Source organism: Ruegeria sp. CG11 (assembly GCF_056537245.1).
Genome location: NZ_JBQFRE010000001.1, coordinates 535,141 through 552,706, shown reverse-complemented (window position 1 = coordinate 552,706; position 17,566 = coordinate 535,141). Strand labels below are relative to the sequence as shown.

17 protein-coding genes are annotated in these 17,566 nt (G+C 60.1%); 9 read left to right on the top strand and 8 right to left on the bottom strand.

Annotated features, from left to right (window positions below; genetic code table 11):
• Positions 1-56 precede the first annotated feature (56 nt).
• Both ACR0KW_RS02715 and ACR0KW_RS02710 read right to left on the bottom strand, forming a co-directional pair.
• A complete protein-coding gene (locus ACR0KW_RS02715; RefSeq protein ID WP_480803623.1) occupies positions 57-1,034 on the bottom strand; it encodes an alpha/beta fold hydrolase in 978 nt (325 codons plus the stop codon).
• Complete coding sequence (locus ACR0KW_RS02710) at positions 1,034-1,324, bottom strand: SCP2 sterol-binding domain-containing protein (protein ID WP_480803622.1); 291 nt, start codon at positions 1,322-1,324, stop codon at positions 1,034-1,036. Before ACR0KW_RS02710 ends, ACR0KW_RS02715 begins: the two co-directional genes overlap by 1 nt.
• A 69-nt stretch (positions 1,325-1,393) precedes the next feature.
• Between ACR0KW_RS02710 and ACR0KW_RS02705 the strand changes: the two genes are divergently transcribed.
• From ACR0KW_RS02705 to ACR0KW_RS02680, 6 genes are all read left to right on the top strand, one after another.
• A complete protein-coding gene (locus tag ACR0KW_RS02705; protein WP_480803621.1) occupies positions 1,394-1,963 on the top strand; it encodes a tetratricopeptide repeat protein in 570 nt (189 codons plus the stop codon).
• A 22-nt stretch (positions 1,964-1,985) separates the two neighbouring features.
• Positions 1,986-4,811: a helicase-related protein gene (locus ACR0KW_RS02700; RefSeq protein ID WP_480803620.1), complete on the top strand. Its 2,826-nt coding sequence runs from the start codon at positions 1,986-1,988 to the stop codon at positions 4,809-4,811.
• 6 nt (positions 4,812-4,817) lie between these two features.
• A complete protein-coding gene (locus ACR0KW_RS02695) occupies positions 4,818-5,183 on the top strand; it encodes an RNA-binding S4 domain-containing protein (RefSeq protein WP_480803619.1) in 366 nt (121 codons plus the stop codon).
• Positions 5,184-5,249: 66 nt separating this feature from the next.
• The gene (fdxA, locus tag ACR0KW_RS02690; protein ID WP_170324594.1) at positions 5,250-5,588 is read left to right on the top strand and encodes a ferredoxin FdxA; all 339 of its coding nucleotides are present in this window, start codon (positions 5,250-5,252) and stop codon (positions 5,586-5,588) included.
• Positions 5,589-5,873: 285 nt separating this feature from the next.
• Entirely contained in the window at positions 5,874-6,386 is a 513-nt protein-coding gene (locus tag ACR0KW_RS02685; RefSeq protein WP_170324595.1) for a CarD family transcriptional regulator, read from the top strand.
• 112 nt (positions 6,387-6,498) lie between these two features.
• Positions 6,499-7,269, top strand: a complete 771-nt coding sequence (locus ACR0KW_RS02680) for an ion channel (protein WP_480803618.1) — start codon at positions 6,499-6,501, stop codon at positions 7,267-7,269.
• On the opposite strand, the gene cobS is transcribed toward ACR0KW_RS02680, so the two are convergent.
• On the bottom strand, positions 7,266-8,030 hold the full coding sequence (gene cobS, locus ACR0KW_RS02675; RefSeq protein WP_480803617.1) for an adenosylcobinamide-GDP ribazoletransferase: 765 nt from the start codon (positions 8,028-8,030) through the stop codon (positions 7,266-7,268). The two genes, ACR0KW_RS02680 and cobS, sit on opposite strands and share 4 nt — an antisense overlap.
• Positions 8,031-8,109: 79 nt before the next feature.
• Between cobS and cobT the strand changes: the two genes are divergently transcribed.
• Positions 8,110-9,123 carry a nicotinate-nucleotide--dimethylbenzimidazole phosphoribosyltransferase gene (gene cobT / locus ACR0KW_RS02670; RefSeq protein WP_480803616.1) on the top strand — a complete coding sequence of 338 codons (1,014 nt, stop codon included), beginning with the start codon at positions 8,110-8,112 and terminating at the stop codon, positions 9,121-9,123.
• Between the two features lie 28 nt (positions 9,124-9,151).
• Here cobT and ACR0KW_RS02665 read toward each other — a convergent pair whose 3' ends face one another.
• Both ACR0KW_RS02665 and ACR0KW_RS02660 read right to left on the bottom strand, forming a co-directional pair.
• Entirely contained in the window at positions 9,152-11,032 is a 1,881-nt protein-coding gene (locus ACR0KW_RS02665) for a monovalent cation:proton antiporter-2 (CPA2) family protein (protein WP_480803615.1), read from the bottom strand.
• A 19-nt stretch (positions 11,033-11,051) separates the two neighbouring features.
• Complete coding sequence (locus tag ACR0KW_RS02660) at positions 11,052-11,507, bottom strand: Lrp/AsnC family transcriptional regulator (protein WP_170324600.1); 456 nt, start codon at positions 11,505-11,507, stop codon at positions 11,052-11,054.
• 148 nt (positions 11,508-11,655) lie between these two features.
• On the opposite strand from ACR0KW_RS02660, the gene hppD reads away from it, so the two are divergent.
• Positions 11,656-12,753 carry a 4-hydroxyphenylpyruvate dioxygenase gene (gene hppD, locus ACR0KW_RS02655; protein WP_480803614.1) on the top strand — a complete coding sequence of 366 codons (1,098 nt, stop codon included), beginning with the start codon at positions 11,656-11,658 and terminating at the stop codon, positions 12,751-12,753.
• 33 nt (positions 12,754-12,786) lie between these two features.
• On the opposite strand, the gene ACR0KW_RS02650 is transcribed toward hppD, so the two are convergent.
• Complete coding sequence (locus ACR0KW_RS02650) at positions 12,787-14,643, bottom strand: hypothetical protein (RefSeq protein ID WP_480803613.1); 1,857 nt, start codon at positions 14,641-14,643, stop codon at positions 12,787-12,789.
• A 164-nt stretch (positions 14,644-14,807) separates the two neighbouring features.
• Here ACR0KW_RS02650 and ACR0KW_RS02645 point away from each other — a divergent pair, with 164 nt between their 5' ends.
• Positions 14,808-15,503, top strand: coding sequence for an SIMPL domain-containing protein (locus ACR0KW_RS02645; RefSeq protein ID WP_480803612.1), 696 nt, complete (start codon positions 14,808-14,810; stop codon positions 15,501-15,503).
• Here the strand turns inward: ACR0KW_RS02645 and ACR0KW_RS02640 are convergent.
• The gene (locus ACR0KW_RS02640) at positions 15,459-16,217 is read right to left on the bottom strand and encodes a GNAT family N-acetyltransferase (RefSeq protein WP_480803611.1); all 759 of its coding nucleotides are present in this window, start codon (positions 16,215-16,217) and stop codon (positions 15,459-15,461) included. The genes ACR0KW_RS02645 and ACR0KW_RS02640 overlap by 45 nt on opposite strands.
• Positions 16,218-16,220: 3 nt before the next feature.
• Positions 16,221-17,513 carry an O-acetylhomoserine aminocarboxypropyltransferase/cysteine synthase family protein gene (locus tag ACR0KW_RS02635; protein ID WP_170324605.1) on the bottom strand — a complete coding sequence of 431 codons (1,293 nt, stop codon included), beginning with the start codon at positions 17,511-17,513 and terminating at the stop codon, positions 16,221-16,223.
• Between the last annotated feature and the right edge of the window lie 53 nt (positions 17,514-17,566).

The following is a 17,566-nucleotide window of genomic DNA, read 5'->3' as shown; positions in this document are numbered from 1 at the left end:
CAAACATCTAGGCGCGGGCGGCCCGGATCACAAGCCGCCTTTGCGTGAGGTTTTCTTCAGCTCGACAGAGCAGGTGCGGGTGCAGAGTCCGATTGTGCGGCTAGAAAATGCGCTGCCAACTGGTCATAGACCGGGCCACGCACCTCGGGCGCCTCCATCAGCACTTCGTGTTCGCCGTTGGGGATTTCAACCAGTGTACCACTGGGCCAGTTCGCCATCCGCGTGCGGATCGCTTTGCGGTCAACGATTTGCTCATGGCTGCCGAGGAAGGTCAGACCGGGTGTTGCGGGGGCGGTTTGCTCCATCAACCAGGCGCATTCGTCAAGCGCCTCGCGCAGCCAGATTGTAGAAGGCGCGCCAAGGGCCAGTTCGGGGTGCGCCGTCAATTGATCTTTCATCATCTGATACATCGCCGGATCACGCGTCAGCACGTTGCCGTCAAAGGGCTGCGAGGCAACGTAGCTATCCAGCGAAGTGGTCGGAGGGGTCTTTTCCCCAAGCCCGATCCGCGGCCCCCAATATGCGGTTAACCGGCTGAGCGGTTTCATGATCGGAGTAAAGAAGATGCCCCACATTGGCCCGGTAAAGGCGCTGGCGGCAAAGCAGTCGCGCTCCAGAACCGCACGCAGGCCGATTGCGCCGCCCATCGAGTGGCCAATCACGAACCATGGTTTCGGCAGGTCCAGCTTTTCGGCAAGGTCAAGCGTTGCCTTCACATCATGCTGGTAGTCGGTGAATTCTTCGACATGTCCTACGCGTGGGTCATCCAGCAGGCGATCCGCCAGCCCCTGTCCGCGCCAGTCGACGGCGAGAAATGCAAACCCGCGACCAACGAATTCGGCCGCGGCATCGCCATATTTCTCGATATATTCGGTGCGGCCGGGGAACATCATCACCGTGCCGCTTGCTTCGCCGTCAGGGCGCCAGTGGCCCACGCGAATACGGATATCGTCCGCGGTTGTCACCCAATGGGCGGCACCACCGGCGGGTCCGCCGGCCACGTCTTCATAGAAAGGGGCCGGCGAGATCTGCATCAGGCCAGCACCGAGGCGAGTTTCATGGCAATACCCATGTCGCCGTCAACACTCAGCTTGCCGGACATGAACGCACCGGTCGGATTCAGATCGCCACTGAGGATCTGTTCAAACGTGTCTGCGTCTGCGCTCAGGGTTACGTCGGCATCTTCGTCGCTGACGCGTGCGCCGTCTGCATCCAGAACGATTGCGCCCAGATCGGCGATGGCAAACTTGGCCGAAGCGTCAAATGCGCCGCCGGACAGTTTTTCGTTCAGCGCGGCCGCGGCTTTTTCAAGAGTGTCGCTCATGGTGTTCCTCATATTGTTTGTGCGCCGTGAATGGACATCCCCGGTCGCAACGCTACACTGAATATTGTTATGGGCATTGCAACAAACAATCTCAAAGGTACCGTTGCGGCATTTTTTGTCACGGTCATGTTTTCCACCAGTTCCGCCGCGCAACAAGCGGACCTGCGGGATGAGGCTGCCTTGCTGCAGCAACTGGCGGAGGCCACGCCCGAACAGGCGATTGGATTGGACCGTCAGCTCAAGGCGCTGTGGGCGCAGTCGGGCTCGGCCTCGGCGGATTTGTTGTTGGAGCGCGGCCGGGAGGCGTTGGAAGACGGTGATACACTGGCTGCCATTGAACATCTGACGGCATTGACCGATCACGCGCCCGGCTTTGCCGAAGGGTGGCACATGCGGGCCTCGGCGTTTTTCGGAATGGATCGCTTTGGCATGGCCGCAGCCGATCTGGAACACGCGCTGACGCTGAACCCGAATAATTATGAGGCGATCTTTGGGCTGGGCCTGATCTTCGAGATCATCGAACAGCCCGACAAGGCGCTGGACGCGTATGAGCGCGCGCTGGCTATACATCCGCATCATGAAGAAGTAACCAATGCCGTGAATCGACTGAAGCCTCAGGTCGAGGGCTCGGCCCTCTAAAGAACCGGGGCAGGGGGCAAAGGTGAGCGGGTCATCCCGAATCGTGGCCGTACTCGGCCCGACCAACACAGGTAAAACTCATTACGCGATCGAGCGGATGCTCGGGTATCGGACCGGTGTGATCGGCCTGCCGCTGCGTCTGCTGGCGCGTGAGGTCTATGACAAGATCGTCGCCATTCGCGGCCCGTCCGTTGTGGCTCTGGTCACGGGCGAAGAGCGGATCGTGCCGCCGCGCACCCAGTACTGGGTTTGCACGGTCGAGGCGATGCCCGAAGGGATGGGTGCGGACTTCGTCGCCATCGACGAAATCCAGCTTTGCGCCGATCCCGAACGCGGTCATGTCTTCACTGACCGGCTGTTGCGGTCACGCGGCACAAGTGAAACGCTGTTCCTTGGCGCGGACACGATGCGTGGCCCCATCGCCGCGCTGGTGCCTGAGGCACAGTTCGTCCGGCGCGAACGCATGTCTCAGCTGGTTTATGCGGGGTCGAAAAAGATCAGTCGGATGCCGCCCCGCAGCGCCATCGTCGGGTTCTCGGTCGACAGTGTCTATGCCATTGCCGAGCTGCTGCGCCGTCAAAAGGGTGGGGCAGCCGTGGTGATGGGCGCGCTCAGCCCGCGCACGCGGAATGCACAGGTCGAGCTGTATCAAAACGGTGAAGTTGACTATCTCGTGGCCACCGATGCCATCGGTATGGGGCTGAATCTGGACGTGAACCACGTGGCGTTCTCGTCGCTCAGCAAGTTCGACGGGCGCCGAATGCGCCCGCTTGCACCCAACGAGCTGGCCCAGATCGCCGGGCGAGCGGGACGCGGTATGTCCGACGGCACCTTCGGCGTGACCGGAGAGGCCCCTCCACTAGATGAAGGCGTGGCGCAGGCCATCATGGACAGCCGGTTCACGCCGATGAAAAAGCTGAACTGGCGGAATGCCGCCCTGCGGTTCGGATCGATTGAGGCGCTGATCGACTCGCTTGAGGTCAGTCCGAATGACGAACATCTGATCAAAGCGCGACCTGCGGACGATCTGAACGTGCTGAAATCTCTGTCGCAGGTCACCGAAGTGATGGCCCGCGCCAGTGACCCGCAATCCATCCGTTTGCTGTGGGATGTGTGCCGAATCCCCGATTTTCGCGGCATCAGCCATGCCGAACACGCCAGTCTGCTCGAAGTGATCTATGGTCACCTGCACGAGCGCGGTTCGATCCCGGATGACTTTATGGCGCGGCAAGTCAGTCGGATCGACCGCACAGATGGGGATATTGATGCACTGTCCAAAAGGTTGGCATATATTCGCACTTGGACATATGTTGCGCAGCGAAACGGTTGGGTGCGTGACGAATCACATTGGCGCGACGAAACGCGCACTGTAGAAGACAGGCTGTCGGACGCATTGCATGACCGACTGACGCAAAGATTTGTGGACCGGCGCACATCAGTGTTGCTGCGCCGGCTCAAACAGAAGGAGGCCCTTTTGGCCGAAGTAAATGACAAGGGTGAAGTGACCGTCGAAGGCGAATTCGTCGGTCGTCTGGAAGGGTTCCGGTTCAGTCCGGACAAAAGCGCGCAAGGAACCGAGGCGAAAGCTTTGAAATCGGCCTCCCTGCAAGCACTAGCGCCGCAATTCCATCTGCGTGCCGATCGCTTCTACAACGCGCCCGATACCGAAATTGATTTCACGGATCAGGGTGGCCTGATGTGGGGCGAATACGCCGTCGGCAAACTGGTTGCCGGGGCAGAGCCTCTCAAGCCGATGGTCGAGGTTTTCGTGGACGAGGCCGCAGGGCCGGATGTCGAACAAAAAGTGCAGCGCCGTCTGCAGCATTTCATCGACCGCAAGGTTGCCGCGCTGTTCGAGCCGCTGCTAAACCTGTCGCGCGACGAAGAACTGACCGGCCTGGCCAAGGGCTTTGCCTTCCGCATGGTCGAAGCGTTGGGCGTGCTGCCCCGCGGCGGTGTCGCGCAAGAGGTCAAGGATCTGGATCAGGACGCCCGTGGCGCGCTGCGCAAGCACGGCATCCGGTTCGGCCAGTTCACCATCTTCATGCCGCTGCTGCTGAAACCCGCGCCGACGCGCCTGCGTCTGGTTCTGTGGGCGCTGGCCAACGGCCTACAGGAATTCCCCGACGCGCCGCCTCCGGGTCTGGTCACCGTACCGGTCGCCAAGGACGCGCCCGAGGGCTACGACACCATGTGCGGCTACCGCGATGCGGGCGACCGTTCGATCCGGATCGACATGCTGGAACGTCTGGCCGACATGCTGCGCGCCGAAGACAGCCGCGGCGGGTTCGAAGCCAAGCCCGATATGCTGTCGATCACCGGCATGACGCTGGAACAGTTCGCCGACCTGATGAAGGGGCTGGGCTACAACGCCGAGCGCGGCGAGCGTGAAAAGGTGAAGCCAGCGCCTGTCGCCGCGCCTGAAGAAACTCCGACAGAGCAACCCACTGCCGAAGCGACCGAGCAACCGTCAGCCGAAGAAACGTCGGCGACTGAGGCTGCAACAGAAGAGGCTGCTGCACCCGCCGAGGCGCCAGCCGAAGCCACCGAAAGCACCGAGGTGGCAGCCGAGGCTCCGACGGCAGATGAGCCCGAGGTCGAGGTGCTCTATACCTTTACCTGGGGGCGTCAGCGCCGGCAAAACCGTGGCCCGCGTCGAGAGCAGGGGCAGGGCAAGGGCAAGCCGCGCGGCAAGCCTCAGGATGGGCGCGGAAAACCGCAGGGTAAGAAGGGGGGCAAGCCACAAGGCGCCAAGTCCTTCTCGTCCCGTCCGCCCAAGAAGGAAAAGGCTATCGATCCCGATAACCCGTTCGCAGCTGCGCTGATGGGTTTGAAAGACGGTAACTGATCACCGATGGCCGAGGCCAAGCTGCGGATCGACAAATGGTTGTGGCAGGCGCGGTTCTTCAAGACCCGCAGCCTGGCCGCCAAACAGGTCAGCGGCGGCCACGTCCGCTTGAACGGAAACCGGGTTCTGAAACCGGCGCAAGCCGTGGGGCCCGGTGATGTTCTGACTTTCCCGCAGGGCCGCACCGTGCGGGTGGTCCGCGTCGAAAAACTGGGTGAACGCCGTGGTCCGGCCCCCGAGGCACAGACGCTGTACTTTGACATGACGGAAAAGAAGGACGCGCCTCCCAAGAACCCCGGATTCGAGGGAAAAGGTCGTCCGACTAAGAAAGATCGACGCGCACTTGATCTTTCTCGTACTAAAGAGGGCTGATCCGCCCTTGAAGACGGTATAATACTGGATTAGCTAGACGCCCAAACCGCTAATGGGAATCCGACTATGACCTATGTTGTCACTGAAAACTGCATCGCCTGCAAATACACCGACTGTGTCGAGGTGTGCCCGGTGGACTGTTTCTATGAAGGTGAGAACACGCTGGTCATTCACCCCGACGAATGCATTGACTGCGGCGTGTGCGAACCCGAGTGCCCCGCCGATGCTATCCGCCCAGACACTGAGCCAGGGATGGATCAGTGGGTTGAATTCAACCGGAAGTATTCGGAACAATGGCCGGTGATCGTGACCAAGAAAGACCCGTTGCCCGAAGCCGAGGAACGCGACGGTGAAGAGGGCAAGATGGAGAAGTATTTCTCCGAAGCGCCCGGCGAAGGCGGCTAAGCGATTCGCTCTCTGAACTTGTTCGTTCAGGTATAGAAACAGGTTGCATCGCCTTGAAAAACAAAGGGTTTCACGGCCGAATAAGGGCGTGACCTTTCAGGCGTCGTAATTTTGTGATATAATCGGAAGCTGAATGTTGAATGAGATGGGGATGTACTCCGTAAGTATGACTGCTTTGGAGTTCTGATTTAGTGACAAACCAGCCGCCTGGCGGAGCCGAACAAAGGCTCCGGCATGGGTGTTTTGTTGTTCCGTATCTCGCTCTGTAACCAAGGATGAACCTGTATGTCTAAGTCGAAAAAGCTTGAGTTCCGCCCGAACGACTATGTTGTTTACCCTGCGCATGGCGTAGGTCAGATCATCTCGATCGAAGAGCAGGAAGTCGCGGGATATTCTCTTGAGCTGTTCGTCATCTCCTTTGAAAAAGACAAGATGACCCTGCGGGTACCGACCAACAAGGTCACCGAATCCGGTCTGCGGTCGCTCAGCTCGCCTGATGTCATCAGCCAGGCGATGAAAACCCTGAAGGGCAAGGCCAAGGTCAAGCGCGCCATGTGGTCTCGACGGGCGCAGGAGTATGAGCAAAAGATCAACTCGGGCGATCTGATCTCGATCGCCGAGGTGGTTCGTGACCTGCACCGCACTGACGACCAGCGCGAGCAGAGCTATTCCGAGCGTCAGTTGTACGAAGCCGCGCTTGAACGTCTGACCCGCGAAGTGGCAGCCGTATCCGGCGCAGGCGAGGTTTCGGCCGCCAAGCAGGTGGATGAGGTTCTAACCTCGCGCGCCGCCGCCTGATCGCTGCCAACACAAATATTGGGGCCGCTCCTGTAAGGGGTGGCCTTTTTCGTCTCTGGTCTTGGTGAATTTCGCGTTTGCCGCTAATTTTTCAGTAACCAGAGGCGGATACATGACCGGGATAAAGCAAACCGTAAAGTTTCTGTACGTCGCGCATGAACCGGTTTCGGTTTGGTTCCGCTATGGTCTGATCCTGTTCGACGCGGCGTCGATCGTGTTTTTTGTGGCCACGGCAAACATCCCGCATGGTCCGGGGATCACCATTGCCAGCCTGTGCGTCGGGTTTCTGATCCTGCTGGATTTTCTGGCCCGGATGTGGATTGCAAAGGACCGGTGGAAGCTGCTGTGCAAGGTCTACACGCTGGCCGATATCGTGGTGATCGCCTCGTTGCTGCTCGAGCCGTTCTTGCCCGGAAACCTGGCCTTCGTGCGGATTCTGCGTGCGTTGCGTCTTATCCACTCCTATCACCTGTTGCGCGACCTGCGGCGCGATAGTCAGTTTTTTCGGACGCACGAGGATGCCGTCATAGCAGCGATCAACCTGATGGTGTTCGTGTTTGCGACCTCCACCGCAGTTCTGGTGTTTTTCATCCCCGACAACAGCCAGACTGCCTATATTGATGCCCTCTATTTCACCATGGCAACGCTGACCACGACCGGGTTCGGTGATATCACTTTGGTAACGCCGGGCGGTAAGTTGTTTTCGGTGTTCATCATGGTGGTGGGCGTGGCGCTGTTCGTACGATTGGCTCAGGCGATTTTCATGCCGCAGAAAGTCCGGCACAAATGCCCAAGTTGCGGCCTTTACCGTCACGACCCGGATGCCGTGCATTGCAAGCATTGCGGCGAAACCCTGAGGATCGAGACCGGCGGTACGACCTAAAGTGCCGCCACAGTTGTGGCCAGAAAGGCCAGTTCGGTCAGTTGTTGCGTCGCACCCAGAGTGTCACCAGTCTGACCGCCGATTTTGGTCTTCGCGACCATGGCAAGCATAGCGACGACCAGAGCAGCAATGAGGACGGGAAGGGTGGCTGCGAACCCCATCAAAAGCGCGGCGCAGAAAACGGCCAGTACAAGCCCGGCCGCAACTGTTGTGCCGCGTGGCCCGCCGACTGAATGGCTCAGGCCGCTGTTGCGGGCGTTGGGTAGGGTGCTCATTAGTACTGGCATGAACGTGCGCGATACGATGCAGGCGGCGAGAACAGCGCCGTAAGCTCCAGCTGTAAGCAGGGCCGCGATCAGGGCGACGCGCATCAATTGGGTAAAGACCAACGTCAGAACGCCATAGGCCCCGATATGGCTGTCCTTCATGATTTCCAAGCGGCGTTCCCGCGTGAACCCGCCCCAGAGCCCGTCTGCCGTGTCGGCCAGCCCGTCTTCGTGCATTGCCCCGGTTGAAATCACCAGCGTCGCGGTGACGAGTACGGCCGCGACCATCGCGGGCAGCCCTAATGCCATCGAAACCCAACCAACGGCGCAGGCCAGCAGGCCCACCACCAGTCCGACCACCGGGAAAGCCCAGGCGGAATCGGCTTGGCGCGCAAAGACATTCTCGGGCAAGCGCGGTACCGGCAGGCGCGTCAGCAGCACCAGCGCCAGTGGAATATCCCACGCGGAAATCAGGGGGTTGTCGTTTTTATGCACTTCCGCGCCTTTCCGGGTCTTGTTGGATCGAACGCTTCGGTTAAACACACAGCACCACTCTGATGCAACGAGGCTTTCGATGCTACCCGAACTTAATGACCTGAAAACACTCCGTGATGTCTTGGCGCAAGCGCCCAGTCCTGACGATGCCGCGCTGGCCGGCGCAACTGACCGCAACGGTCAGTTGACCAAACCGCCCGGCGCATTGGGGAGGCTCGAGAATCTGGCGATCTGGTATGCGGGATGGCGTGGGGATGCCCGCCCGCAAATCAACGCACCTCAGGTAATTGTGTTTGCCGGCAACCACGGTGTCACGGCGCAGGGCGTTTCCGCCTTCCCGCCGGAAGTCACCGTGCAGATGGTGATGAATTTCGAACATGGTGGCGCCGCGATCAATCAGTTGGCCAAAGCGGCTGGTGCCACGATGGATGTGCACGCGCTGGATCTGGACACACCCACCGCCGATTTCACCGCAGGCCCGGCCATGTCTGAGGACGAGCTGTTGCAGGCGCTGCGGACCGGTTGGAACGCCGTTGATCCCAAGGCTGACCTGCTGGTTGTCGGAGAAATGGGGATTGGAAACACCACCCCGGCCGCCGCAATCGCTTGCGCTCTGTTCGGCGGAGACGCCGCCGACTGGACCGGGCGGGGCACGGGTGTGGATGACGCTGGGCTGATTAATAAAACTCGTGTCGTAGCCGAGGGCGTGTCCTTGCACGCGGCCTCAGGTGACGGGCTGGACATCCTGCGCTGCCTCGGCGGACGCGAGATAGCCGCTATGGCTGGTGCCATTGCGGCGGCGCGTGTTCTACGCATTCCGGTCATTCTGGACGGTTTCATCTGCTCGGCGGCTGCGGCCTGTCTGGCGAATGTCTCCGCAGGGGCTTTGGATCACGCTATTGCCGGACACCAGAGCGCCGAAGGCGCACATGGCGCTGTACTGGAGAAACTCGGCAAGGCACCGTTGTTGAACCTCGGCCTGCGACTGGGTGAAGGCTCGGGTGGGGCACTGGCGATCAACATTCTGAAAAGCGCGGTGGCCTGCCATTCTGGCATGGCCACCTTTGCCGAGGCCGGAGTTTCTGACGGCTGAGCCCATTGGCCTGACCGGATCGCCCCGGTCAGGCCGATTTTTTGGCGTGCTTTTCGGCCAGTTCCAAAAGCTCGGTTTCCAGATCTTTCTCGAACTGCTGCGCGCGTTCGATGTATTTCTTGTTTTCCGCCGTCGGCATCCCGGGGATCCACAACTCGGCCAGTTCCCGGATCGATGTGCGGTCGTGGTGGTAGAAGGTCTGCTCAGCTTGCGCTGCCTCATATTCGCTTAGACCGATATTCTCGAGCACATAACGCCCCGCACGAAGTGAACTGTCGAACATCTCGCGCACGATATCGTTCGCGCCCGCCTGATACAGCTCGTACACATGGGTGCGGTCGTGGGCGCGGGCGATGATGTGCAGGTCCGGGCGCTGACGCCGGGCAAAGCTGACGATCCGTGTCACCTGTTTGCGGTCATCCATCGCAGCGACAAGCACGGCCGCTTTCTCAAGCCCTGCGGCGCGTAGCAACTCGGGCCGGGTTGGATCGCCCAGAAACCCTTTGACGCCAAAGCGGCGCATCAGCTGGATCGTTTCGATATCATGGTCCAGAACGATGGTTTTAAAGCCGCTGGCGCGCACCAGACGGTTCACGATCTGACCAAAGCGGCCGATACCCGCGATGATCACGGGGCCTTGCTCGTCGATTTTATCCGGTTCCGGCTGCGGTCCGCTGTCCCGAATCCGGCGGGATAGCAGGTCATAGATGATGAACAGCAGCGGCGTGATCAGCATGGTCAGGGCGATGATCATCAGCAGTTTCTGCGACAGGTCGGACGGGATGACATTCTGCTGGGTCGAGAAGGCCAGCAGGACAAAGCCGAACTCGCCCGCTTGCGCGAGGCCCAGAGTAAACAGCCAGTGATCCCGCCCACGCAGCTTGAAAGCGCGCCCGACGAGGAACAGAATGATCCCTTTGAATAGAATAACCAGAAGGGCCAGGCCGATCAGTTCAAGCGGATCATTGAAGAAATAAGCAACATCAATCCCGGCGCCGACAGTGATGAAGAACAGGCCCAGGAACAGGCCCTTGAATGGCTCAAGGTCGCTTTCCATTTCATGGCGGAACTCCGAGCTGGCCAGAACGACGCCCGCCAAAAAGGCTCCAAGGGCGGGGGAGAGGCCAACAAGTGTCATCAGGAAGGAAATCCCAACCACGATCATCAGCGCCAGCGCCGTATACATCTCGCGCAGGCGGGTGGCGTGGATAAAGCGGAAAAGGGGGCGCGTCAGGTAGACACCCGCAAGGATCACAAACGCGATTGCACCGATGGTGACCAGTGTCACGGCCCAGCCCGGTAGGCCTTCGACCAGAGACAGGCTGTGATGGCCCGCCTCGTGCAGGTCTTTCACTCCCCGGTCGATCGACCCGTCGCTTTGCAGATGCGGTATGGAAGGCAGCGCCAACAGCGGCAGCAGCGCCAGAATGGGGATGACCGCGATGTCCTGCGTCAGCAGCACAGAAAACGTGGCCCGGCCGCCGTTGGTCTGCATTAGCCCCTTTTCTGACAGCGTTTGCAGTACGATTGCGGTTGAAGACAGTGACAGGGTCAACCCGACCGCCAGCGCGACCGACCAGGGGTGGTTTGCGTACATGGCGACGCAAGCGATAGCGGCCGTGGACAGGCCGACCTGCAGGCCGCCCAGGCCCAACAGCCGGTCCCGCATATCCCATAGCGCGCGAGGCTCAAGCTCCAGCCCGATCAGGAACAGCATCATGACCACGCCGAACTCGGCCACGTGCTGAAGGCTTTCGGTCTCGGCACCAACCAGACCGAATACGGGGCCGATGACGATACCGGCGGCCAGATACCCCAACACGGACCCCAACCCCAGTCGTGCCGACAGGGGCACGGCGATCACCGCGGCTGCCAGATAGATCGAGGCCTGGTAGAGGAAATCGTCCATGTCAGTCCTTTCGGTCAGGTCAGGTGGGCAAAGGTGCGTCGCGCTTGAGCTGGTCCATCACGATCTGGCTTTGCACCCGTGCGACCGCAGGATGCGGCAGTATCACCTGATGAAGCAAGCTGTTGAGCGCAGATAGATCATCGCAGTAGACGCGCAAGAGGTAATCTGCCTCACCGGTCATCGTCCAGGCGCTGGTGATCTCGGGGCGCGAGTGGACCATGCGGGCGAAACTCTCCGATTGTTCGGGGCCATGGGTGCCCAGATGCACTTGAACGAATCCCTGCACATGCAGGCCCAGCTTCAGCGCGTCCAAACGTGCGGTGTATCCGGTGATGTACCCTTCGGCCTCCAGCCTTTGCCGCCGCCGCCCGGCCTGACTGGGTGACAGGTTCAGCATTTCCCCCAATTGATGCGCGGTCAGATGGGCGTCTTTCTGAAGGGCGGACAGTAGGCGCGTGTCTGTGGCATCCAGCATATGCGGACTTTCTTCATTAAAGCTCGAAATGATGCGGTTTTTACGCGTTTTTTATAAGGTTACACGAAAACTACGCGCAGAAACAGCGCTGATTAAGGCGTATTTTGGAATCAGCAAAGAATTTCCTGTTTTTAAAAGGAGGTGCGCCATGGGTCCTTTCCCTCACAACGCCCCGAAATCTGTCATCAGCAAGGAAAACCCGGTCGGAACCGACGGGTTTGAATTTGTGGAATTTGCGCATCCTGAACCGCAGGAACTGCGCGATCTGTTCGCCAGAATGGGCTTTGAACATGTCGGCTACCACACGGACAGACCCGCGGTTGAGCTGTGGCAGCAAGGCGACGTGACCTACATCCTGAACGCCGACCCCGAAAGCTTTGCCGCCCGCTTTGTGGCCGAGCATGGACCCTGCGCATCTGCGATGGGCTGGCGTGTTGTGGATGCGCAGAAAGCCTATGACCATGCGGTCGCCAAGGGCGCAGAACCTTATGACGCGGCGGACAAGACCATGGATGTACCGGCGATCAAGGGGATCGGAGGCTCGCTGATCTATTTCATCGACCAATACCATGACACGTCGCCCTATAATCACGAGTTCACCTGGACCAAACAGTCCAAGCCGAGCGGTGACGGGTTCTATTACCTCGATCACCTGACGCACAACGTCTATCGCGGGAATATGGACAAATGGTTCAAGTTCTACGAGACCCTATTCAACTTCCGCGAAATCCGGTTCTTTGACATTCAGGGCAAATATACCGGCCTTTTCAGCCGTGCCCTGACATCGCCCTGTGGCCGTATCCGCATTCCGATCAACGAAGATCGTGGCGAGACCGGGCAGATCGTGTCCTACCTGAACAAGTACAAGGGTGAAGGCATCCAACATATCGCGGTAGGCAGCGATGATATCTATGCCTCGACCGATGCGATTGCCGAGAAAGGGTTGAAGTTCATGCCGGGCCCGAACGAGGCCTATTATGAGATGTCCAAGGATCGCGTCACCGATCACGAAGAGCCGCTGGACCGGATGATGAAGCATGGCATCCTGATCGACGGTGAAGGCGTAGTAGACGGTGGCGAGACCCGAATCCTGTTGCAAATCTTCTCGAAGACCGTGATTGGGCCGATCTTTTTCGAGTTCATTCAGCGCAAGGGCGACGATGGGTTTGGCGAGGGGAACTTTCAGGCCCTGTTCGAGTCCATCGAGCGTGAGCAGATCGAAAGCGGCGAGATTTCAGCGGCTTGATTGAGTAACGTAAAGCGGGCGTTATCGCCCGCTTTAGCTCCGCGGCATTTTCAGCGTCACGTTCCGGCCTTTTTTCTGATAGCGCAGCTCGTTGTCACCGATGGCGATGACCTTGCCGCCGTCCAGCCTGTCACCCACTTTCAGTTTCTTGTAGCGACCGCTGGGCAAGCGGACCAACGCCCGACGATTTGCGGGCGTGCCGTAGACGCCGATCAGGTTCAGCTTTCGCAGGTTCAGCGCATTGTCGATCGTCGCCTGACGCGCGACCGAGGCCGATGAGGGAATCTTGGGGGCTACGGCCTTGGGCTTGAAACCGTCGGTGTCGATCTGACCAATACCGGCAGCCGAACCCAAGCTGGCGGTTTGTGTGCTGGGTGAACGAGCAAGACCGGCAGGGCGCGTTTTAGGACGTGGCACGCGCATCCCGCCCAACACAGCGGAGGCAGGGGTTTCTTCAATCTCTGGCTGAAGCAAGGACGCAGGGCGAACTTTGGGGCGCAGCGCCGCCAGTTCCTCGCGCGATCTCCCGCCCAATTGTTGACGTTCGAACCGTTCGACCAGGTCATCGGGGCGCGGCTTGGGGCGTAACCCGGCCAGCCTGTCAGAGGGCTCTTCCAGGCTTGGTTCTTGCTCGAATCGGAGCGGCGGGGCAGGAGGTGCTTTTGACGGGCGCCCGAGATAGACGGCAATCCCCTCGGGATTCAACGTCCCCTCGGTGCTGGGGATGACCAGCCCGCGGTCATCCAGATCGAACCGGGAGCCGGCAACGCTGGGCAGGGCGACCTGATCGAAGGGCGTGTCGGTGGCAAAGCTTTCGACGGAAGGTTGCGCAATCGCGTCTTTGGACAGGTCGGAATTGTCGATGGAGGCCAGATATAGATCGTCCTCCGGGGTCAGCGGCGGGGATGTCAAAGGGGCGGGCGTCGTGATCTCAATGGCGGGTTGCGCCGGGATGTCCTGCGGTTCGGGTTCACGGTCGACCTCTTCGACCAGCGTAGGTTCCACGTTCAACGCTTCGAGGATGGCGGCATCCGTGGGCGACGGGCCAGCGTCCTCTACTGGCGCAACATCCGGTTCGCGCTCGACGATTTCTGTAGGCGGTGTTTCGAGTTCGGCCTCAATCTCCGGCGTGGTTTCACTGACTTGAGTGTCAGGTTCGGGCAGGGTGAAGTCGTCCTGCGCGGTTTCCGGCTCCTCGCCACCATCCGACGAGATCAGAGCCCAAGCCCCCAACGCAACCACGACGGCAAGCGCCGCAGCTCCTGGTAGGGCATATCGTTTGACCAATGCGTCAGCGGTCGGCTTTGGGGCCGCGCTATCGGACGGCGTGCGGAACACATCTGGCGCCGTTGTGTCCGCAATCGCGTGGACGTTTGGCGCTACGGTATCGCTGTCCTGCGCCACTGTTGGGCTTTCGCTTTTCTGGTCCGAAAACTGCGGCTCAGACGGGAACTGGGCCTGATCGGTGTCTGCTGTGAACTGAACCGGGATAAAGCCGTGTTCGGCAGCGAAATCGCGTGCTTCGTCCAGTGTCTGTCTCGTGACAGCCGCAACATGGGTGGTGGCGCCAACCGTTGCACTATCAAAGACAAGCTCTTCGACCGAGTAGGGTGTCGAATCCGCCAGCGCGGACCGGGCCTGTTTCGCGCTTTCATCCGGGGTTTCGGCGCCTGTTTCCATCGACAGAAATCGGACCTGTTCGGCCGGAATCACAACCTTGCAGTTTAGGTTGTTTTCCAATGCAAAGGCCTTGTCCCGCAGGGCATGTAGCTGAGCGTTCAGGTCCGGCGCATCCAGTGAAACCTCACCAATGCAGAACCAGTCGTCATCCGACTGGTGGTGCACAGATATTCCGGTCGCAGAAAAAGTCAGCGCAAAGGCGGGTTTCATATTCCCGAGGAACCATAATTGTCAGCATCATTGCAAACGACATCTCGTTCGCAGAGTGACATTAAAGCAGGTTCCCGCCGAGGGAAAGAAAAAGCCGGACATTCCCCTTGTCTGATCGGCCCCTGCATCCCCATGTTGGCGCCAGAGAAATTGGAGGGAAGACCTTGAAGAAAATCGCTTTTCTGGCCGCGATGATGGCCGTGACAGCCGCAGGCATTGCCCATGCGGAAGAACGTCGCATCACGGTGGATGCCGCCGGCACCGTTCAGGCCGCGCCTGACATGGCGACCATCACTCTGGGTGTGACGAACGAAGACCCCGAGGCGTCGAATGCAATGCAGGCAACCTCGGATGCGGTTGCGCAGATTCTGAAGCGGCTGGAAGACATGGGCATCGAATCCCGCGATGTACAGACCCGCGACCTATCGCTGTCGCCGGTCTGGTCCGGGCGCAATAACCCCAATGGCGAACGCCCCGAGATTTCGGGGTTTGTTGCGTCCAACAATGTTCAGGTGCGTGTGCGTGATTTGACCAATCTGGGAACAATCATGGATGCGGTCATTCAGGATGGTGCCAATGATTTTGGTGGGCTGAGCTTTGGCGTGCAGGACCCCGCGCCGCTGCAGGCAGAAGCGCGTGCCAAGGCCGTGGCCGAGGCCACCGCAAAAGCCGAGCAACTGGCGCAGGCGGCCAACGTGACTCTGGGGCAGGTTCAGACGATCAGCGAACAGGCTGGCGGCATTCGTCCCGCGCCTCAGATGCGCGCGATGAGCATGGCCGAAGCGGGCGGCGTACCGGTGGCTGGGGGCGAGATTTCAGTCTCGGTCAACGTGTCCATGGAATTCGGGATTGCCGACTGATCCAGAGTCTTTGGCGCGGGCCTGCAGTGATTGCCGCTGCTGGCCCGTCTGGTCGAAATTGTCCGGCGACAGCCAGGCCTCGAACGCGCTCTTGATGCTTGGCCATTCGCTGTCGAGGATCGAATACCACGCCGTATCCCGGTTGCGGCCTTTATAGTGGGTTGCCTGCCGGAAAATACCTTCGAAGGTAAAGCCCAACCGTTCTGCCGCTTGGCAGGACGCGGCATTCAGCGCGTCGCATTTCCACTCGTATCGGCGATAGCCCAACTCGTCGAAGACGCGGCGCATCATCAGGTACATGGTCTCGGTCGATTTCGGGCTGCGCTGCAACAGGGGCGAGAAGTGGATGTGCCCCACTTCGATCGCACCCGCTGCAGGTTCAATCCGCAGAAATGAGGCCATGCCCACCGGTGTCTCGTTTTCATCGAGCACCGTGTGGAACATCGGATCGGCATCCATGCAGGTCGCGCGTGTCCATTCCACAAAATCGTGCTCCGACTCGAACGGTCCATAGGGCAGGTAGGTCCAGTTGCGACCGTCTGTATCGTTGGCAAACGCCCGGTATAGCCCGGGCGCGTGCCGATTCACGTCCAGCGGTACGACAGAACAATACTGGCCATCCATCGGCGTATAGGGCGGCGTCGGGCGCGGGAAGTCGCCCGAAACGGGTTGGCCGATGGGTTGGCCCAGATCATTGGTGTCGTGACCGCTCATCCGTCAGGCCGAAGCTTTGGCCAGCGCCTGATCCAGATCAGCGATCAGGTCGTCGGCGTCTTCGATGCCGATGGACACACGCACCACGTTGGGGCCAGCGCCTGCAGCCTCTTGCTGTTCCGGGGTCAGCTGACGGTGGGTGGTCGAGGCCGAGTGGATGATCAGCGACCGCGCATCGCCCAGGTTGGCGACGTGGCTGAAAATCTCAAGCGAGTTCACCAGCTTGACGCAGGCGTCATAGCCGCCCTTGACCGCAAAGGTGAACAGGGCGCCCGCACCTTTCTTGTACTGCGCCTGAACCCGGTCGTGATAGGGCGAAGAGGGCAGACCGGCATAGGTCACATAATCCACGCGGTCGTCAGCCTCGAGCCAGGCGGCGATCTTCTGGGCGTTTTCGACGTGACGCTCCATCCGCAGGGACAGGGTCTCGATCCCCAGCAGCGTATAATGGGCGGCTTGCGGGTTCATGGTCATGCCCAGATCGCGCAGGCCGATGGCGATGCCGTGGAAGGTAAAGGCCAGCGGGCCGAACGTCTCGTGGAATTTCAGACCGTGATAGGCCGCTTCCGGCTCGCTGAGCGAGGGGAACTTGTCATTCGCCGACCAGTCGAACTTGCCCGAATCCACGATGCAGCCGCCGGTGACGGTGCCGTTTCCGGTCAGGTACTTGGTGGTCGAATGTACCACCAGAGTGGCACCTTGTTCGATCGGGCGGCACAGGTATGGCGTGGCCGAGGTGTTGTCGACGATCAGTGGAATGCCCGCCGCGTCGGCCACATCGGCCAGCGCGCGGATGTCGGTGACATAGCCGCCGGGGTTGGCGATGGATTCGCAGAACACCGCGCGGGTGTTTTCGTCGATGGCGTCTTTCACGGCGTCCAGATCGTCGGTGTCCACAAACTTGGCCGACCAGCCAAAGCGTTTTATGGTCTGGCTGAATTGCGTGACCGTGCCGCCATACAGACGGGTTGAGGCCACCACGTTGCAGCCCGGTCCCATCAGCGGGAACAGTGCCATGATCTGCGCCGCGTGACCCGAAGAGCAGCAAACTGCGCCAACGCCGCCCTCAAGCGTGGCGATACGTTCCTGCAGAACGGCCACGGTCGGGTTGGTCAGGCGGGAATAGATGAAGCCAACCTCTTGCAGGTTGAACAGGGCCGCGGCGTGATCGGCGTCACGGAACACGTAAGCCGTGGTCTGGTAGATCGGAGTCTGACGTGCTCCCGTCGCCGGGTCGGGTCGTGCGCCCGCGTGAATCTGCAATGTGTCGAAACCGTAGGTGGGGCCGTCAGACATCGTCGAAATCTCCTGTTGGAATGTGTGTTGCAGAATCTCTAGGCGATCCGGCG